This is a genomic window from Enterobacter cloacae complex sp. P15RS (assembly GCF_014895905.1).
Classification (GTDB): Bacteria; Pseudomonadota; Gammaproteobacteria; order Enterobacterales; family Enterobacteriaceae; genus Enterobacter; species Enterobacter quasihormaechei.
Genome location: NZ_JADBQL010000013.1, coordinates 162,213 through 181,744 on the forward strand (window position 1 = coordinate 162,213; position 19,532 = coordinate 181,744).

Sequence of the window (19,532 nt, forward strand, 5' to 3'; positions counted from 1 at the left end):
GGGAGCGTTTATGCTAAGGGTTTACCACTCAAATCGTCTGGATGTGCTGGAAGCACTGATTGAGTATATCGTTGAGCAAGAGCGTCTCGACGATCCGTTTGAGCCAGAAATGGTGCTGGTGCAGAGCACCGGTATGGCGCAGTGGCTGCAAATGTCCCTTTCGCAGAAGTTTGGCATTGCGGCGAACATCGATTTTCCGCTGCCCGCGAGCTTTATCTGGGAGATGTTTGTTCGCGTCCTGCCGGATATTCCCGAGCAGAGCGCTTTCAACAAACAAAGCATGGCCTGGAAACTGATGACGCTGCTGCCGGACATGCTGGAGCATGAAGAGTTCGCCATGCTGCGCCACTACCTGAATGATGACACCGACAAGCGCAAACTGTTTCAACTGGCCTCACGCACCGCCGACCTCTACGACCAGTATCTGGTTTACCGTGCAGAATGGCTGATTCGCTGGGAAGCGGGAGAATTAGTCGATGGGTTGCCGGAAGCGCAAATCTGGCAGGCGCCTCTCTGGAAAGCGCTGGTCGAGCATACCGAGCAGCTCGGTCAGCCTAAATGGCACCGTGCTAACCTGTACGATCGCTTTATCTCAACACTTGAGAACACCGCAGAACGGCCAGCCCGTTTGCCGTCACGCGTGTTCATTTGCGGTATCTCCGCGCTGCCGCCGGTCTACCTGAACGCGCTCAAAGCGCTCGGTAAGCACACTGATATCCATATCCTTTTTACCAACCCGTGTCGGCACTACTGGGGAGATATTCAGGATCCGCGCTGGCTTTCACGGCTGGTCACCCGCCAGCGAAAACGCCTCTTTGAGGAACGTGCCGTGCCGCTGTTTAAGGACACTGAAAACGCGGCGCAGCTTTTCGATGAAGAGGGGATTCAGAACCTGCCGAACCCGCTGCTTGCCTCGTGGGGCAAGCTGGGGCGCGACTATATTTATCTGCTTTCAGATATCACCTCCTCGGGAGAGGGGGACGTGGATGCGTTTGCGGATATTACGCCCGACAGCCTGCTGCACAATATTCAGCTCGATATTCTGGATTTAGAGAACCGTGCCGTTGCCGGGATCACCGCCGAGGAGTTTGCGCGAAGCGATAAGAAGCGAAAACTGGATCCTGACGATCGTAGTATCGCGATCCACGTTTGCCATAGTCCACAGCGTGAAGTTGAAGTTCTACATGACCGCCTGCTGGCCATGTTGCAGGACGATCCAACCCTGACACCGCGCGATATCGTGGTGATGGTGGCGGATATCGACAGCTATAGCCCGTTTATTCAGGCGGTATTTGGCAGCGCAACGGGTGACCGCTATCTGCCCTACGCCATCTCAGACCGCCGCGCTCGTCAGTCACACCCGGCGCTTCAGGCCTTTATCAGCCTGCTTTCGCTGCCCGATAGCCGGTTCATCTCTGAGGATGTGCTGGCATTGCTGGATGTGCCTGTTCTGGCCGCACGTTTCGACATTAACGAAGAGGGATTGCGCTACCTGCGTCAGTGGGTGAACGAATCCGGCGTCCGCTGGGGAATTGACGATGACAACGTTCAGGAGTTCGAGCTTCCACCAACCGGCCAGCACACCTGGCAGTTTGGCCTTACCCGCATGCTGCTGGGGTATGCGATGGAGAGCATCCACGGCGAATGGAATGACGTGCTGCCGTACGATGAGTCCAGCGGGTTAATCGCGGAACTGGTAGGTCACCTGGCCTCGCTGCTGATGCAGCTCAACCGCTGGCGCCGCGCGCTGATGCAGCCCCGCCCGCTTGAAGAGTGGCTGCCGGTTTGCCGCGACATGCTGAATGATTTCTTCCTGCCGGACAGCGAAACAGAGGCTGCCATGGCGCTTATCGAGAAGCAGTGGCAGGCCATCGTGGATGAGGGGGTAAATTCGCACTATCACGAGGCGGTTCCCCTTTCGCTTCTGCGCGATGAGCTGACGCAACGCCTTGACCAGGAGCGCATCAGCCAGCGCTTCCTTGCAGGGCCGGTGAATATATGCACCCTGATGCCGATGCGTTCAATCCCGTTCAAAGTGGTTTGTCTGCTTGGCATGAACGACGGTATTTATCCACGCGCGCTGCCTCCCCTGGGCTTTGATCTCATGAGCGCACAGCCGAAGCGGGGCGACCGCAGCCGCCGCGATGATGACCGTTATCTTTTCCTTGAGGCGCTGATGTCCGCGCAAAGCAGGCTCTATATCAGCTATATCGGGCGTTCAATTCAGGACAACAGCGAGCGTTTCCCGTCGGTGCTGGTGCAGGAGCTGGTGGACTACATCGGACAGAGTCACTATCTGCCGGGCGATGAAGCCTGTAACTGCGACGAAAGCGAACGTCGGGTGAAAGCGCATATCACCTGTCACCATAGCCGTATGCCGTTTGATCCTGTCAATTACGTTCCTGATGAACTGCAAAGCTACGCCCGTGAGTGGCTTCCCGCCGCGAAGAACGAGGGGACACCGCAAACCGATTTTATTCAGGCGCTCGAACCGCTCGCCATAGACACCCTCACGTTTGAGCAGCTACAGCGCTTTTGGGCGCATCCGGTTCGGGCTTTTTTCCAGCAACGCTTGCAGGTTAACTTCCGCTCGGAAGAGAGCGAAATCCCCGATGCGGAACCGTTTATTCTTGATGGGCTGGAGCGGTTTAAGCTCAATTCCCAGCTTCTGAATGCGCTGGTTGACGAAGAAGATGCCAGCAAACTGTTCAGACGTTTCAGGGCGTCGGGATTACTTCCGTATGGCGCGTTCGGCGAAATCGTCTGGGATGCCCAGTGCGAGGAGATGCAAGCGCTTGCTGACCGGGTTATCGCGTGTCGGCAGCCGGCGAGCAGCATTGAAATCGATCTCGATTGTAACGGTATCCACCTCAGCGGCTGGCTCACGCACGTGCAGTCTGACGGGCTGCTGCGCTGGCGCCCCTCCATGCTCAGCGTTTCACATGGCCTGCAACTCTGGCTCGAACATCTTGTCTACTGTGCGAATGGTCACGAAGGCGAAAGCCGGTTGTTTGTACGTAAGGACGGCGAGTGGCGCTTCCCGCCCATGAAGCCTGATCAGGCGTTGACGTATCTGTCGCTTTATATTGAAGGCTACCGTCAGGGCATGAACAAACCACTGCTTTTACTGCCTGAAAGTGGGGGGGCGTGGATAAAAGCCTGTTACGACGCGCAGAATGATGCCATGTTAACGGATGAGGCTTCGCTCCAGAAAGCTCGCAGCAAGTTTTTGCAGGCCTACGAAGGGAACATGATGGTACGTGGCGAGGGCGACGATGTCTGGTATCAACGTTTATGGCGAACGCTGGAGCCAGAATACTTCGACATTATCACGGAAGAGGCGCAACGCTACCTGTTACCGTTGTACAAATTTAATCAGTCCTGAGCACTGTATAAAAATTGCGCAGCATGAGGTGTTCATTTATGATGCACCTCTTATCACGGACTGATGTACCCAGAGAAAGAGATGCTGGCGTGTCCAGCACGCACGTTGTTAATGATGTAGCCGTGATAAAGAGGTCGTAATGCCAGGCAGCACCTTGTTAAAAGCGTTTGTTTTGTTTATCGCCCTTTGGGCTCCCGTCACTCAGGCCGATTCCGGTTGGCAACCCGTCCAGGAAACAATCCGTAAGAGCGAAAAGGACACCCGTCAGTATCAGGCGATTCGTCTTGATAACGGGATGACCGTGCTGCTGGTTTCCGACCCTCAGGCGGTGAAATCGCTCTCCGCGCTGGTTGTGCCGGTGGGTTCGCTGGAAGATCCTGAAGCCCATCCGGGACTGGCGCACTACCTTGAGCACATGACGCTGATGGGCTCTAAAAAATACCCACAGCCGGACAGCCTGTCTGAATTTCTGAAAATGCATGGCGGCAGCCACAACGCAAGTACCGCGCCGTATCGCACCGCGTTTTACCTGGAAGTGGAAAATGATGCGCTTGATGGCGCGGTCGACCGTCTGGCGGATGCCATCGCCGCACCGCTGCTGGATAAAAAATATGCCGACCGGGAACGCAACGCCGTGAACGCCGAACTGACCATGGCGCGCACGCGAGACGGTATGCGCATGGCGCAGGTCAGCGCAGAAACCATCAACCCTGCGCACCCGGGTTCGCGCTTCTCAGGCGGCAATCTTGAAACGCTGAGCGACAAACCGGGTAGCCCGGTGCTCGATGCGCTGCATGCGTTTCGCGACAAATACTACTCCGCCAACCTGATGAAAGCGGTGATCTACAGTAATAAACCGTTGCCAGCGCTGGCAAATATGGCGGCGCAAACCTATGGCAGGGTGCCAAATAAAAATATCGAGCGGCCGCAGATTAACGTGCCGGTTGTCACGGACGCGCAAAAAGGCATCGTTATTCACTATGTCCCGGCCTTGCCCCGCAAGGTCTTACGCGTTGAATTCCGTATTGATAACAACACGGCGCAGTTCCGCAGCAAAACCGACGAGCTGGTGACCTATCTTATCGGCAACCGCAGCCCGGGCACGCTCTCTGACTGGCTGCAAAAGCAGGGGCTGGTGGAAGGTATTCGCGCTGACTCCGATCCCGTCGTAAACGGTAACAGCGGCGTGCTGGCAATCTCCGCGACGCTGACCGATAAAGGGCTGGCTCACCGTGACGATGTCGTTGCGGCCATTTTTAGCTATCTCTCTCTGCTGCGCGAGAAAGGCGTCGATAAACGCTACTTTGACGAGCTGGCGCACGTGCTGGATCTCGATTTCCGTTATCCCTCTATCACGCGTGACATGGACTACGTTGAGTGGCTGGCAGATACCATGATCCGCGTGCCCGTGGAACATACGCTGGATGCGGTAAATATTGCCGACCAGTATGACGCCGGGGCGCTCAAGGCGCGTCTGGCGATGATGACCCCACAGAATGCCCGCGTCTGGTATATCAGCCCGAACGAACCGCACAACAAAACGGCCTACTTCGTGGATGCTCCGTATCAGGTTGAAAAAATCAGCGAACAGACCTTCGCGGGCTGGCAGAAAAAGGCGGGTGAGATTGCGCTGAAGTTGCCGGAGCTTAACCCCTACATCCCGGATGATTTCACGCTGATCAAACCCGCAAAGGCGTATCCGCACCCGGAACTGATTGTTGATGAGCCGACGCTGCGGGTGGTCTACACCCCAAGCCGCTATTTCGCCGACGAGCCAAAAGCGGATGTCAGCGTAGTGCTGCGCAACCCGAAAGCAATGGATAGCGCCCGAAACCAGGTGCTGTTTGCGCTGAACGATTATCTGGCCGGTATTGCCCTCGATCAGCTCAGCAACCAGGCAGCCGTTGGCGGCATCAGCTTCTCGACCAACGCCAATAACGGCCTGATGGTGAATGCCAACGGCTATACCCAGCGTTTGCCGCAGCTGTTCCAGGCGCTGCTGGAGGGCTATTTCAGCTACACGCCTACGGAAGAACAGCTTGAGCAGGCTAAGTCCTGGTATGCGCAGATGATGGATTCTGCGGAGAAGGGGAAAGCCTACGATCAGGCGATTATGCCGGCGCAGATGCTGTCGCAAATTCCTTATTTCCAGCGCGAAGATCGCCGCGCGTTACTGCCCTCTGTGACCTTAAAAGAGGTTCTGGCTTACCGTGATGCGCTGAAAACCAATACCCGTCCGGAGTTCCTGGTTGTGGGCAATATGAGCGAAGAGCAGGCAAAAACGCTGGCGCAAAACGTCCGTACGCAGCTGGGTTCAAAAGGCGACGAGTGGTGCCGTAACCAGGATGTGCTGGTAGAGAAAAAGCAAAACGCGATCTTCGAAAAAGCGGGGAGCAGCACCGATTCCGCGCTGGCCGCGGTGTTTGTACCTACCGGTTATGATGAATTTACCAGCTCTGCCCAGAGCGCCGTGCTTGGACAAATTATTCAGCCGTGGTTCTACAACCAGTTGCGTACCGAGGAGCAACTGGGCTACGCGGTGTTCGCCTTCTCCATGAACGTGGGCCGCCAGTGGGGGCTGGGCTTCCTTCTGCAAAGCAGCGACAAGCAACCCGCTTACCTGTGGCAGCGCTATCAGGCGTTCTTCCCGCAGGCGGAAGCAAAACTGCGGGCTATGAAGCCGGAGGAGTTTGCCCAGATCCAGCAGGCCGTTATCGCGCAGGTGATGCAGCCGCCGCAGACGCTGGGCGAAGAAGCCTCGCAGCTGAGCAAAGATTTCGATCGCGGTAATATGAAATTTGATTCGCGTGATAAAATAGTGGCCGAAATAAAACAGCTGACGCCACAAAAGGTTGCCGATTTCTTCCACCAGGCGGTGGTAAAACCGCAGGGTATGGCCATCCTGTCTCAGGTCTCTGGCAGCCAGAACGGGAAAACGGACTACGTAAAATCGAAAGAGTGGACCGTCTGGAAGAGCGTCAGCGCACTACAGCAGTCTATGCCCTGGAGTAAAAAAGAATGACCCATACCGCTGAGCCGCTTGATCCCCTAAGTTTACCTCTACAGGGCGAGCGATTGATTGAAGCCTCAGCGGGAACGGGAAAAACCTATACCATCGCCGCGCTCTATCTGCGTCTGCTGTTAGGGCTCGGCGGCAGCGCCGCTTTTTCACGCCCGTTAAGCGTGGAGGAGCTGCTGGTGGTCACCTTTACCGAAGCGGCCACTGCCGAGCTGCGTGGCCGTATTCGCAGTAACATTCATGAACTGCGCATCGCCTGTCTGCGTCAGACGACGGATAATCCCCTCTACGCGAGCCTGCTGGACGAGATCGCCGATAAGCAACAGGCTGCGCAATGGCTGCTGCTGGCCGAACGGCAAATGGACGAGGCGTCCGTCTTCACCATTCACGGTTTTTGTCAGCGCATGCTGAGCCTGAATGCGTTTGAATCCGGCATGCTCTTTGAGCAACAGCTTATTGAAGATGAATCCGAGCTTCGCTATCAGGCCTGCGCGGATTTCTGGCGTCGTCACTGCTATCCGTTGCAGCGCGACATTGCCGAAGCGGTTCACGCCCTGTGGAAAGGTCCGGAAGATCTTCTTCGCGCCATCGACCGTTACCTGCAAGGCGAAGCGCCGGTCATCAAATCCCCGCCGCCTGCTGATGAAACGCTGGCCTCGCGCCATGAAAAGATTGTCGCCAAAATTACCGCGCTTAAGCAGAAGTGGAATGAGTCGGTCGGTGAAATTGATGCGATCATCGAAAACTCAGGCATCGACAGACGCAAGTTCAACCGTGGGAACCAGGGGAAGTGGATCGAAAAGATCAGCGCCTGGGCCCAGGAGGAGACGCGGGGCTACCAGCTTCCGGACGCACTGGAAAAATTTTCGCAGCGCTTTTTGACCGAGCGGACTAAAGCCGACGGCATTGTGCCCGAGCATCCCCTGTTTGTGGCGATTGAAGCGCTGCTTGCTGAACCATTAACGCTCAACGATCTGATGATCACCCGCGCCATGACGGAGATCCGCCAGGCCGTCGCGCGGGAAAAACGTCGCCGGGGCGAGCTGGGGTTCGATGATATGCTGAGCCGCCTGGACGAGGCGCTGTCCAGCGAGAATGGTGAAGCGCTCGCCAGCGCGATCCGTACCCGATTCCCGGTGGCGATGATTGACGAATTTCAGGACACCGACCCCCAGCAGTACCGCATTTTTCGCCGCATCTGGCGACAGCAGCCCGACACTGCCCTGCTGTTGATAGGCGATCCTAAACAAGCAATTTATGCCTTCCGCGGGGCCGATATCTTCACCTATATGAAAGCCCGCAGCGAGGTCGTCGCGCACTACACGTTAGACACGAACTGGCGCTCCGCGCCGGGGATGGTTGAGAGCGTCAATGCGCTGTTCAGCCGCATGGAGTCGGCGTTCATGTTCAATGAAATTCCTTTCCTGCCGGTGAAATCTGCCCCTAATAACGCGACTTTACGCTTTGAAGTCAGCGGTGCGGTGCAACCCGCCATGACCTTCTGGCTGCTTGAGGGGGAAGGCTATGGTGTTGCCGACTATCAGGCGGCGATGGCCCAGCACTGCGCCGCGCAAATCCGTGACTGGCTGAGCGCAGGCGCGCGCGGCGAGGCGCTGCTGTGGAAAGGGGAACAGGCAAATCCTGTTAAAGCCTCTGATATCACCGTGCTGGTGCGCAGCCGTCAGGAAGCGGCGCTGATCCGCGATGCGCTTACGCTGCTTGATATTCCCTCCGTGTACCTTTCTAACCGCGACAGCGTGTTCGACACGCTGGAAGCCCAGGAAATGCTCTGGCTGCTTCAGGCGGTGCTGGCGCCGGAGCGCGAAAATACGCTTCGAAGCGCGCTGGCCAGTTCAATGCTGGGGTTGAACGCGCGGGATATCGACGTGCTTAACCATGACGAAAACGCATGGGATACGGTAGTGGAAGAGTTTGTCCATTACCGTGAGCGCTGGCAAAAACGCGGCGTCATGGCGATGCTTCGCGAGCTGATGACGCGGCGTCAGATTGCCGAAAATATGCTGGCGACATCCGGCGGTGAAAGGCGTCTGACCGATATTTTACACATCAGCGAACTGTTGCAGGAAGCGGGTACCCAGCTTGAAAGTGAACATGCCCTCGTGCGCTGGCTGGCGCAGCAAATTGCCGATCCCAATAGCAACGCCTCAAGCCAGCAGATGCGTCTTGAGAGCGATAAGCATCTGGTGCAAATCGTCACCATTCACAAATCGAAAGGTCTCGAGTATCCGCTGGTCTGGCTGCCCTTCATCGCGAACTACCGCGTTCAGGATCAGGCCTTTTACCATGACCGCGAGACTTTCGATGCGGTGCTCGATCTCAGCAAAGCGGAAACCAGCGTTGAGCTGGCGGAAGCGGAGCGTCTGGCGGAGGATTTGCGCCTGCTATACGTGGCGCTGACCCGTTCTGTCTGGCATTGCAGCCTGGGCGTCGCGCCCGTATTTCGCCGTCGCGGAGAAAAAACGGGGGAGAGCGATTTCCATTTAAGCGCGTTAGGGCGGCTTATTCAGCGTGGCGAGCCGAAAGATGCGGTGGGGCTACGCCACTGCATTGAGTCGCTTTGCGGTGACGATATCGCGCTACATATCCCCACTCTGCCAGACAATAGCCGCTGGCAAATGGCGCAAGAGACCGCCACCGATCTTAACGCGCGCCAGATCACGCGGGTGCTTGCCGACGACTGGCGAGTCACCAGCTATTCTGGCCTGCAACAGCACGGGCAAAGTATTGCGCAGGATCTCATGCCGAAGCTGGACGTGGATGCCGCAGGAGTGGGAGAGGTGCCGGTTGAGCCGACGTTAACCCCGCATCAGTTCCCGCGCGGCGCGTCGCCGGGCACCTTTTTACACAGCCTCTTTGAGGAGCTAGATTTCACTCAGCCTGTCAGTGAGGAGTGGGTGCTGAGGATGCTACAGAGCGGAGGCTATGACGCGCACTGGCAGCCCGTTCTCACAGACTGGATCAACGCCATTTTGCAGGCGCCGCTGACGGAGCAGGGCTTCTCGCTTCGCCAGCTAACGGCCAAAAATAAGCAGGTTGAGATGGAGTTTTATCTGCCTGTCGAAGGTCCGCTTAAGGCCGACGCGCTCGATGCGCTCATCCGTCAGTACGATCCGCTATCAGCCGGCTGCCCGCCGCTGAACTTCCGTCAGGTACAGGGCATGCTGAAAGGGTTTATCGACCTGGTCTTCCGTCACGACGGGCGTTACTACCTGCTGGACTACAAATCCAACTGGCTGGGCGAGAGCAGCGAAGCCTATACCCAACAGGCGATGGCGGCAGCCATGCAAATGCATCGCTACGATCTGCAATATCAGCTCTATAGCCTGGCGCTGCACCGCTATTTGCGCCACCGTATTGCGGATTATCGCTACGACGACCATTTTGGTGGCGTCATCTACCTGTTCTTACGCGGGGTCGACGCTGCCGATCCGCATTCCGGGATCTTCAGTACTCGTCCGGACGCCGAACTGATTGATAAAATGGATAACCTGTTTGCAGCAAACGCGGAGGAGATGGCATGACGATGCAGGACTTATTGCTGGATGCGGTAGAGCAACGCGTGCTGCGTCAGCTGGACGTGCAGTTTGCCATGATGATTGCCGCTGACCAGCCCGCCGTGATGCTTGCCGCTGCCCTTTTGAGTAAAGACGCCGGAGAGGGGCATGTGTGTCTGCCGCTCTCGCGTCTGGTGATTGACGAAAAAATGCCCCCTGTCCTCCAGTCTTGCTTTGCGCTGCTGGGGGAGACGGTGGACTGGCCGAAAATTTTGTGCGAATCATCGGCCGTCGGGCCGGGAGAAAACCAGGCACCGCTGATCCTCTCGGGTGAGCGCTTGTACCTGAACCGCCTGTGGCGAAACGAGCTGACGGTAGCGCGTTTCTTTAGTGAGACCAACGCGCCGCTTCCCTGCGATGAAGCGCAGCTTCGCCAGACGCTGGACAGTCTGTTTGACTCTGGTGAAGCCACGGACTGGCAGAAAGTGGCGGCGGCTGTCGCCCTGACGCGACGGATTTCGGTGATTTCCGGCGGCCCGGGGACCGGGAAAACCACAACCGTAGCAAAACTGCTGGCCGCCCTGATCCAGCTTTCAGGCGAGCAGCGATGCCGTATTCGTCTGGCGGCGCCCACCGGGAAAGCCGCGGCGCGTCTGACCGAATCTCTGGGCGGCGCGATGCAACGGCTGCCGCTGACGCAGGAGCAGCTTGCGCTTTTCCCGGGTGAAGCAAGTACGCTGCACCGTCTGCTCGGCGCTCAGCCGGGTAGCCAGCGTCTGCGCTACCATGCGGGCAATCCGCTGCATCTGGACGTGCTGGTGGTGGATGAAGCCTCTATGATCGACCTGACCATGATGTCGCGCCTGATCGATGCTCTGCCGCCGCATGCGCGCGTGGTTTTCCTGGGCGATCGCGACCAGCTCGCCTCCGTTGAAGCCGGGGCGGTACTGGGAGATATTTGTACCTACGCCAGCTATGGTTATACCGCCGCGCGGGCGCAGGAGCTTGCCCGCCTGACCGGCTGCTCGCTTGAGCCCGATCGCTCACCCGTCGCGGGCGCGCTGCGCGACAGCCTGTGCCTGCTGCAAAAAAGCTACCGCTTTGGCAGCGACTCCGGCATCGGCCAGCTGGCGGCGGCGGTAAACCGTGGGGATCGGCATGCCACGCGTACGGTGTTTGACGGTTCCTTCACTGACATAGAAAAGAAATCGCTGCAAAGCGGGGAAGAGTATCAGGCAATGCTTGAGGAGGCTCTCCAGGGATACCAGCGTTTTCTGAGCTGCGTGCAGCAGCGCAGTCAGCCCGAGCAGGCCATCGCCGCATTTGGCGAATACCAGCTTCTGTGCGCACTACGTGAAGGGCCGTTTGGCGTCGCGGGTCTGAACGACAGGCTGGAGCAGCTGCTTGTGCAGAAACGCAGAATTAACCGCCAGCTGCATTCGCGATGGTATGAGGGCAGGCCAGTGATGATCTCCCGCAACGACAGTGCGCTGGGGCTGTTCAACGGGGATATCGGCATTGCGCTCGATCGCGGCAACGGTCTGCGCGTGTGGTTCCAGCTGCCGGACGGCAGCGTGAAGTCCGTTCAGCCCAGCCGCCTGCCGGAGCATGAAACGGCATGGGCGATGACGGTACACAAATCTCAGGGCTCCGAGTTCAACCATGCGGCGCTGATCCTGCCGACACAGCTTTCACCGGTCGTAACCCGTGAGCTGGTCTACACCGCCATTACCCGTGCGCGCCAGCGTCTGTCGCTGTATGCGGATGAACGCGTGCTGGGACAGGCGATTGCCACCCGCACCGAGCGCAGAAGCGGATTAAGCGCGATATTTGAATCTGCCTGAATGGACGCCCTTTCCAACAGGAGAGGGCTACCAGTTAACCCAGGTCCGCCATTAATACCTTCGAGCGGCGCTGATAGTTGTACATCTCTTTCTTGCTTTCCGGCAGTGAATCAATATCCACCGGCGTGAAGCCGCGTTCCTGGAACCAGTGAATGCTGCGGGTGGTGAGCACGAACAGCTTGCTCAGACCCATCTGGCGCGCCTGTGCCGCCACGCGTTCAAGCAGCAGTTCGCCCCGGGAGGAGCTACGGTAATCCGGGTGCACGGCGACGCACGCCATTTCTCCGATCTGCTCTTCCGGGAACGGATAAAGCGCCGCACAGGCAATGGTCAGGTTATCGCGCTGGATGATGGTGAACTTGTCGATCTCCATCTCCAGCTGCTCGCGGGAGCGGCGAACCAGAATGCCCTGCTGCTCCAGCGGCCGGATCAGCTCCAGAATGCCGCCGATGTCGTTGATGGTGGCGCGGCGGATCTGCTCGGCGCTCTCCATCACAATCTGCGTACCAATACCGTCCCGGGAGAACAGCTCCTGCAACAGCGCGCCGTCTTCCTGATAGCTGATCAGGTGGCTGCGGCGCACGCCGCTGCGGCACGCTTTGACGGCACCGCGCAGAAAACGCACCGTACCGGAATAGTAATCGCCTTGTGCTTCCAGCGCTTCGACGCGTGCCTGAGCTTCATTCGGAAAAAGTTCTGGCACAATTACGCCCTCATCATTCACGACGCCCTGTGAAGAGCAAAACCCAATCATTTTCTCGGCTTTCAGCTTGATGGCCAGCTGGGTAGCAATCTCTTCCGAGGTCAGATTAAAACTTTCACCCGTTACGGAGACGGCAACAGGGCCCATCAGAACGATCGCGCCATTGTCTAACTGACGGTGAATGGCTTCTTCATCAATACGGCGGATGCGACCGCTGTGGCAGTAGTCCACCCCATCGTCCACGCCGAGCGGCTGAGCAATGATAAAATTGCCGCTCACCACGTTGATATGCGCGCCCTGCAACGGCGTATTATTCAGGCTCATCGACAGGCGGGCGGTAATATCGAGCTGCAACAGGCCCGCCGCCTGTTTGACCAGTTCGAGGGTTTTCGCATCCGTCACGCGGGTATGTTTGTGGTAAATCGGCTCATGGTGATGCGCGGCGAGGTTGGCTTCGATTTGCGGACGTGCGCCATACACCACCACCAGACGGATGCCGAGGCTGTGCAGCAGGCCAATATCATTGACGATGCTGGAAAAGTTTTCATGCTCAATGGCTTCGCCGCCAAGCATGATGACAAACGTTTTTCCCCGATGGGTGTTGATATAGGGAACAGAATGGCGGAATCCCTGGACCAGTTCGGTTCTGCGTTCCTTAACCATGACACAACCCTTAATGAATGTTTATTCGTGATTTCTGTATTTTTATTCGATTGTGGCCGTCCGTGCAAGCCTAAATTTTCTGCGACCCACAGAAAATGATAAGTAATCCGTGCGTTAGCGTATGATTGTTTACCCTTTTATAGATGACAGTTTATGCGTCATTCGTTAAAGTTTTCGGTCAATTCAGACGTTTTATTCATTAATCAGTTTTATTGCTCGGGAGAAGCATGTCGGGATCCAATTCAGCAATAAGCCGCCGCCGCCTGTTAAAAGGGGCCGGGGCGATGTGGTTGCTTAGCGTCAGCCAGGTGGGTCTTGCCGCCACAAGCCAGGTAGTCGCGGTGCGCGTCTGGCCGTCGTCGACCTATACGCGCGTGACGGTTGAGTCCAACCGCGTGCTGAAATATAAGCAATTCGCCCTCAGCAATCCTGAACGTGTGGTGGTTGATCTCGAAGGTGTGAACCTCAACTCCGTGCTGAAAGGCATGGCGGCTCAGATCCGCGGCGACGATCCGTTTATCAAATCGGCGCGCGTCGGGCAGTTCGATCCGCAAACCGTGCGCATGGTGTTTGAGCTGAAGCAGAACGTGAAGCCGCAGCTCTTTGCCCTTGCACCTGTTGCCGCCTTTAAAGAGCGTCTGGTGATGGATCTCTATCCGGCGAATGCCACGGATATTCAGGATCCGCTCCTGGCACTCCTTGAGGATTACAACAAAGGCGATCTCGACCGGCAGGTTCCACCAGCGCAAAGCGGGCCGAAGCCGGGCAGGGCGGGGCGCGACCGACCGATTGTGATCATGCTCGATCCTGGCCACGGCGGGGAAGATTCCGGCGCCGTCGGGAAATATCGCACCCGCGAAAAAGATGTGGTGCTACAAATTGCCCGTCGTCTGAAGGCGTTAATCGACAAAGAGGGCAATATGCGCGCCTACATGACGCGCAACGAAGATGTCTTTATCCCGCTGAAGGTCCGCGTGGCGAAAGCGCAGAAGCAGCGCGCGGATCTGTTTGTCTCTATTCACGCGGATGCCTTCACCAGCCGCCAGCCGAGCGGCTCATCGGTATTTGCCCTGTCAACAAAAGGGGCGACCAGTACCGCCGCGAGATACCTGGCGGATACGCAGAACGCCTCGGATTTAATCGGTGGGGTGAGCAAAAGCGGCGATCGTTACGTCGACCATACGATGTTCGATATGGTGCAGTCGCTGACCATTACCGACAGCCTGAAGTTTGGTAAAGCGGTGCTGGGCAAGCTGGGCCGGGTCAATAAGCTGCACAAAAACAGCGTCGAGCAGGCCGGATTTGCGGTACTGAAAGCGCCGGATATTCCGTCCATTCTGGTCGAAACCGCGTTTATCAGTAACGTGGAAGAGGAACGCAAGCTCAAGACGGCTAAATTCCAGCAGGAAGTGGCGGAGTCGATTCTGGCGGGTATCCGGGCCTATTTCTCAGACGGAGAAACGCTGGCGCGGCGAGGGTAGGGCATCAGGCCGGGTATCTTGCCCGGCATTTTCACAAACGGCAGATACAAAAAAACACCCTTAAGGGTGTTTATTGTTTTAGAAGTGTTGGTTGCGGGGGCCGGATTTGAACCGACGACCTTCGGGTTATGAGCCCGACGAGCTACCAGGCTGCTCCACCCCGCGTCCGTCTTTTTGCTTCGTATTTCAAACCACATCTGCGTTGACTTTCCTCGTTCACCTCAGTCACTTACTGGAGTAAGTTCCTAAGGATTCACTGCGTCGTCGCCTTGCTGTGATTCGAACTATTTCGCAAAAACTTCTACAGTCGTAGAAGATACTTCATCAAATTTTAATTGGTTGCGGGGGCCGGATTTGAACCGACGACCTTCGGGTTATGAGCCCGACGAGCTACCAGGCTGCTCCACCCCGCGTCCGTGGAAGCGCACTATACTCGGATAGGTTTGTGATGCAACCCCTTTTTCGCATAATTCATTATTTTGTATGCAAAATGAACGGGAATAGCCACTTTGGACTATTTTTTGTCCAGAATTTGCCAAAGGGAAGGCGATTGCATTTCATTCATACGGTGGGTTTGTTATCTTCATCACGCGGAAATGGGCAACTAAAAGACGAGATATAATGAAAGGACGTTGGGCGAAGTATCTGATGACAGGCGCAATGGTAGCGATTCTTGCGGCCTGCTCTTCCAAACCGACCGATCGCGGTCAACAGTATAAAGACGGGAAGTTATCCCAGCCTTTCTCTTTAGTTAACCAGCCCGATGCCGTGGGTGCTCCAATCAATGCCGGGGATTTCTCCGAGCAGGTGTACCAGATCCGTAAAGCGTCGCCGCGTCTGTATGGCGCACAGAACAACGTTTATAGTGCCGTGCAGGACTGGCTGAAGGCGGGCGGTGATACACGCAATATGCGCCAGTTTGGTATTGATGCCTGGCAGATGGAAGGGGCCGATAACTACGGTAACGTCCAGTTTACCGGCTACTACACGCCGGTTGTCCAGGCGCGACACACGCGTCAGGGTGAATTCCAGTATCCGATTTACCGTATGCCGCCAAAACGCGGTCGTCTGCCGTCTCGCGCCGAGATCTACGCCGGCGCGCTTAGTGAAAATTACGTGCTGGCCTACAGCAACTCGCTGATGGATAACTTCATCATGGACGTGCAGGGCAGCGGTTATATTGATTTTGGCGACGGTTCGCCGCTGAACTTCTTTAGCTACGCCGGGAAAAACGGCCATGCCTACCGCAGCATCGGTAAGGTGCTTATCGACCGTGGTGAAGTAAAACGAGAAGACATGTCGATGCAGGCGATCCGCGAGTGGGGCGAAAAGCACAGCGAAGCGGAAGTGCGTGAATTGCTTGAGCAGAACCCATCGTTTGTTTTCTTCAAGCCGCAAAACTTTGCGCCGGTGAAAGGGGCGAGCGCCGTACCGCTGATTGGCCGCGCCTCGGTGGCCTCGGATCGTTCGATTATCCCGGCGGGCACCACGCTGCTGGCGGAAGTGCCTCTCCTCGACAACAACGGCAAGTTCAACGGCAAGTATGAGCTGCGCCTGATGGTGGCGCTGGACGTGGGCGGGGCGATCAAAGGCCAGCACTTCGATATTTACCAGGGCATCGGCCCGGATGCCGGGCACCGTGCAGGCTGGTATAACCACTACGGACGCGTGTGGGTGCTGAAGACTGCGCCGGGTACCGGAAACGTATTCAGCGGCTGATTGTGGTATTCTGAGCGCAAGACGGATTACGGTTCAGGGTGAGGAATACCTCACCCTTTTTACATCTGAGGTTTTATGTCTGTGGTAATCAGCGATGCCTGGCGCCAGCGTTTCGGCGGCACGGCACGGTTATATGGTGAAAAAGCCCTGCAACTGTTCGCGGATGCGCATGTCTGCGTGGTGGGCATTGGGGGTGTGGGTTCGTGGGCGGCAGAAGCGCTGGCGAGAACCGGCATTGGCGCAATTACGTTGATTGATATGGATGACGTCTGCGTCACTAACACTAACCGTCAGATCCACGCCCTGCGTGATAACGTCGGTCTGGCGAAGTCTGAGGTGATGGCGGATCGTATTCGTCTGATCAACCCGGAGTGCCGCGTAACGGTGATTGACGACTTTGTGACGGCAGATAACGTCGCGGAGTACATGAGCAAAGGCTACAGCTACGTCATTGACGCCATCGACAGCGTGCGCCCGAAAGCGGCGCTGATCGCTTACTGCCGTCGCTATAAGGTGCCGCTGGTGACCACCGGCGGGGCAGGCGGACAAATCGATCCGACTCAGATCCAGGTGGCTGACCTGGCGAAAACCATTCAGGATCCGCTGGCCGCTAAGCTGCGCGAGCGCCTAAAAAGCGACTTCAACGTGGTGAAGAACAGCAAAGGCAAGCTGGGCGTGGACTGCGTGTTCTCCACCGAAGCGCTGGTTTATCCGCAGGCGGATGGTTCGGTCTGTGCGATGAAAAGCACGGCGGAAGGGCCGAAGCGGATGGACTGCGCCTCTGGGTTCGGTGCGGCCACCATGGTGACCGCCTCCTTCGGCTTTGTGGCGGTCTCTCACGCCCTGAAGAAGATGATGGCGAAGGCGGAACGTCAGGCCTGAGCCTGACGTGCGGCAGCCAGCACCGCGTCGTTGAGCGCGATCAACCCCTGACCGCGCGAGGCGCTAAGCTGCGCGCGAAGTCCCAGCTCATCAAACAGCGCCAGCGGAGAATGCGCCAGCAGATCTGCGGCGCGTTTCCCTTCGACGGCGGTCAGCAGCACCGCCAGCAGGCCGCGAACAATGCGTCCCTCGCTGTCGCCGAAGAAATGCAGCTTCTCACCGGATACGCTAAACCCAAGCCAGACGCGGTTCTCGCAGCCAGCGATCTCCTTCGCCTGTGACTTCAGATCGTCTGACAGGGTGGGCAGCTGTTTACCCAGCAGGATCAGCTGACGGTATTTATCCTCCCACTGCGTGAGCGGGGCGAAGGTCTGTTTCAACGTCTCTTCAGTGATAACGGTGCCGAACGGGTGCCCGGCTAAGGCTGAATGTGTCATTAATCCACCAGTAATTCCAGGGCGCGATCGACGGCGGAAACCAGCGCGTCGACGTCGCTTTTTGTGTTGTACGGTGCAAACGAGGCGCGCAGGGTGCCGCTCACGCCCATGGCTGCCAGCAGCGGCTGGGCGCAGTGCTGTCCGGCACGCAGCGCAATGCCGTACCCGGCAAGCAGCGTCACCATGTCGCTATGGTGTACGCCCGCGAAGTCAAAGGCGAGCAGGCTGGAGTCCTGTACGCGGAACGAGCGAAACCCCGGGCGTTTTTTAAGCTCTTCTTCCGCCAGCGTCGCCAGGCCCCGGCTCCAGCTTTCAGCCTGAACCACGTCCGTTTCTGTAAGCCATTCGAGCGCCGCGCTCAGGCCGATAACCCCGGCCACGTTCGGCGTACCGGCTTCCAGGCGGTAAGGTACATCCTGAGTTTTAAAGCCGTCAAAGGTCACTTCGGTAATCATCTTGCCGCCGCCGAGCCACGGCGTCATCCGGGCCAGCAGTTCAGATTTACCGTACAGCGCGCCGATACCGGTTGGCCCGTACAGCTTGTGCCCGGAGAACGCATAGAAATCGATATCCAGCGCCTGAACGTCAGCCGGGAAATGCACCACTCCCTGCGCGCCGTCGACCATCACCACCACGCCGCTGGCATGGGCAATTTTAATGGCGCGCGCCAGATCCGGGCAGCCGCCGGTGACGTTGGACATCTGCCCCAGCGCCAGAATACGGCTGCGCGGCGTCATCAGCTCGGGCAGACGCGCCACGTCCGGCAGAAGGTCTGCACCCAGCGGGAGCTTTACAACGCGCGCCCCGGTTTGTTCAGCCACCATCAGCCACGGCACCAGGTTAGCGTGGTGTTCTGCCTCGCTGACGATGATTTCATCTCCGGCCTGCAACAACGGACGCGCGTAGCATTGCGCCACCATGTTAATGGCCTCGGTGGTGCCGCGCGTCCAGACGATGTTCTTACCGCTGTCGGCATTGATCAGGCGCGCGACCTGATCCCGTGCGGCTTCGTATTGCGCCGTCAGGCGCTGCGCTTCGGCATACTGGCTGCGGTGCACGTTCCCGGCGCTCAGGCTGTAAAACTGGCGGGTTGCCTCAATCACCGCCTGCGGCTTGAGGGCCGTGGCGGCGCTATCAAGATAAATACCGGCATCGGCCAGCGCGGGAAACTGTGCGCGAAACTGCGCAGGACTGAAAGCGTTCATGGAATTCCTCATATCGATTCTTCGATCGTCGCGCAAATTTATCAACAGGGCAAGGAAGTTGATATCTATCAGATTTGTCTGCTTATCCTGGCGAGTCTGAAAAAGCAGGTTATGCTAAATAGTGTTAGGCGGATGTTTTAGCCTGTTATAAATCGAGGTTTGAATAGCATTAATTGCTAAAGGAGATAATCATGAAAAAGACAGCTGCAATCATTTCTGCCTGTGCGTTGACCTTTGCCCTGAGCGCCTGTTCTGGTAATAACTATGTAATGCATACCAACGATGGTCGATCTATCGTCTCTGAAGGGAAACCGACAACCGATAATGATACCGGGATGATTTCATACAAAGATGCTAACGGGAACAAACAGCAGATCAACCGCAGTGACGTGAAAGAGATGAAAGAAATCGAGCATTAATAGCGAGATAAGCGAAAAAAAAGCACCGCAAGTTGGCGGTGCTACATTAATCACTATGGACAGACAGGGTAAATGTACAGGAAGTGAAAAATTGGTAGCGTTGCTACCGTGGTCTGAATCGCAGACCAATTGCAAACACAACAACACAACATCACAACCGTAAGCCAAAAGCCCTTCAGAACACGCATTCCAAAAAAACTTTTCGTTCCGGCTCAGGAAGTGCCGCCACTATAGGTATTTGCTGGTAGTTCCTCAACGGA

At 57.0% G+C, this 19,532-nt stretch carries 11 protein-coding genes and 2 tRNA genes; 8 read left to right on the forward strand and 5 right to left on the reverse strand.

Annotation, left to right across the window (positions count from 1 at the left end; all coding sequences use genetic code 11):
* Nucleotides 1–10 precede the first annotated feature (10 nt).
* From recC to recD, 4 genes are all read left to right on the forward strand, one after another.
* Nucleotides 11–3,385, forward strand: coding sequence for an exodeoxyribonuclease V subunit gamma (gene recC, locus IM267_RS08615; protein ID WP_193033189.1), 3,375 nt, complete (start codon nucleotides 11–13; stop codon nucleotides 3,383–3,385).
* 139 nt (nucleotides 3,386–3,524) lie between these two features.
* On the forward strand, nucleotides 3,525–6,407 hold the full coding sequence (gene ptrA, locus IM267_RS08620; RefSeq protein ID WP_193033190.1) for a pitrilysin: 2,883 nt from the start codon (nucleotides 3,525–3,527) through the stop codon (nucleotides 6,405–6,407).
* A complete protein-coding gene (gene recB, locus IM267_RS08625) occupies nucleotides 6,404–9,946 on the forward strand; it encodes an exodeoxyribonuclease V subunit beta (protein WP_193033191.1) in 3,543 nt (1,180 codons plus the stop codon). Before ptrA ends, recB begins: the two co-directional genes overlap by 4 nt.
* Nucleotides 9,943–11,763: an exodeoxyribonuclease V subunit alpha gene (recD, locus tag IM267_RS08630; RefSeq protein WP_131636322.1), complete on the forward strand. Its 1,821-nt coding sequence runs from the start codon at nucleotides 9,943–9,945 to the stop codon at nucleotides 11,761–11,763. Before recB ends, recD begins: the two co-directional genes overlap by 4 nt.
* A gap of 34 nt (nucleotides 11,764–11,797) precedes the next feature.
* Here the strand turns inward: recD and argA are convergent, their stop codons facing one another.
* Nucleotides 11,798–13,129 (reverse strand): amino-acid N-acetyltransferase, encoded by a 1,332-nt coding sequence (gene argA / locus IM267_RS08635; RefSeq protein ID WP_006811807.1) that lies wholly within the window; start codon nucleotides 13,127–13,129, stop codon nucleotides 11,798–11,800.
* A gap of 227 nt (nucleotides 13,130–13,356) precedes the next feature.
* Between argA and amiC the strand changes: the two genes are divergently transcribed.
* On the forward strand, nucleotides 13,357–14,610 hold the full coding sequence (gene amiC / locus IM267_RS08640; protein ID WP_064909848.1) for an N-acetylmuramoyl-L-alanine amidase AmiC: 1,254 nt from the start codon (nucleotides 13,357–13,359) through the stop codon (nucleotides 14,608–14,610).
* A gap of 88 nt (nucleotides 14,611–14,698) precedes the next feature.
* Here amiC and IM267_RS08645 read toward each other — a convergent pair.
* Together IM267_RS08645 and IM267_RS08650 are read right to left on the reverse strand one after the other, a co-directional pair.
* Nucleotides 14,699–14,775: transfer RNA gene (locus IM267_RS08645), tRNA-Met, on the reverse strand.
* Between the two features lie 171 nt (nucleotides 14,776–14,946).
* Nucleotides 14,947–15,023: transfer RNA gene (locus IM267_RS08650), tRNA-Met, on the reverse strand.
* 208 nt (nucleotides 15,024–15,231) lie between these two features.
* Between IM267_RS08650 and mltA the strand changes: the two genes are divergently transcribed.
* Both mltA and tcdA read left to right on the forward strand, forming a co-directional pair.
* A complete protein-coding gene (mltA, locus tag IM267_RS08655; protein WP_063451923.1) occupies nucleotides 15,232–16,329 on the forward strand; it encodes a murein transglycosylase A in 1,098 nt (365 codons plus the stop codon).
* Nucleotides 16,330–16,404: 75 nt separating this feature from the next.
* Nucleotides 16,405–17,211: a tRNA cyclic N6-threonylcarbamoyladenosine(37) synthase TcdA gene (gene tcdA / locus IM267_RS08660; protein ID WP_193033192.1), complete on the forward strand. Its 807-nt coding sequence runs from the start codon at nucleotides 16,405–16,407 to the stop codon at nucleotides 17,209–17,211.
* Here tcdA and csdE read toward each other — a convergent pair.
* A complete protein-coding gene (gene csdE, locus IM267_RS08665; protein WP_131636321.1) occupies nucleotides 17,202–17,648 on the reverse strand; it encodes a cysteine desulfurase sulfur acceptor subunit CsdE in 447 nt (148 codons plus the stop codon). The genes tcdA and csdE overlap by 10 nt on opposite strands.
* Nucleotides 17,648–18,853, reverse strand: a complete 1,206-nt coding sequence (csdA, locus tag IM267_RS08670) for a cysteine desulfurase CsdA (RefSeq protein ID WP_193033193.1) — start codon at nucleotides 18,851–18,853, stop codon at nucleotides 17,648–17,650. The genes csdE and csdA overlap by 1 nt, the downstream gene beginning before the upstream one ends.
* Before the next feature lie 191 nt (nucleotides 18,854–19,044).
* On the opposite strand from csdA, the gene IM267_RS08675 reads away from it, so the two are divergent.
* Complete coding sequence (locus IM267_RS08675) at nucleotides 19,045–19,272, forward strand: YgdI/YgdR family lipoprotein (RefSeq protein WP_015571738.1); 228 nt, start codon at nucleotides 19,045–19,047, stop codon at nucleotides 19,270–19,272.
* Nucleotides 19,273–19,532 lie beyond the last annotated feature (260 nt).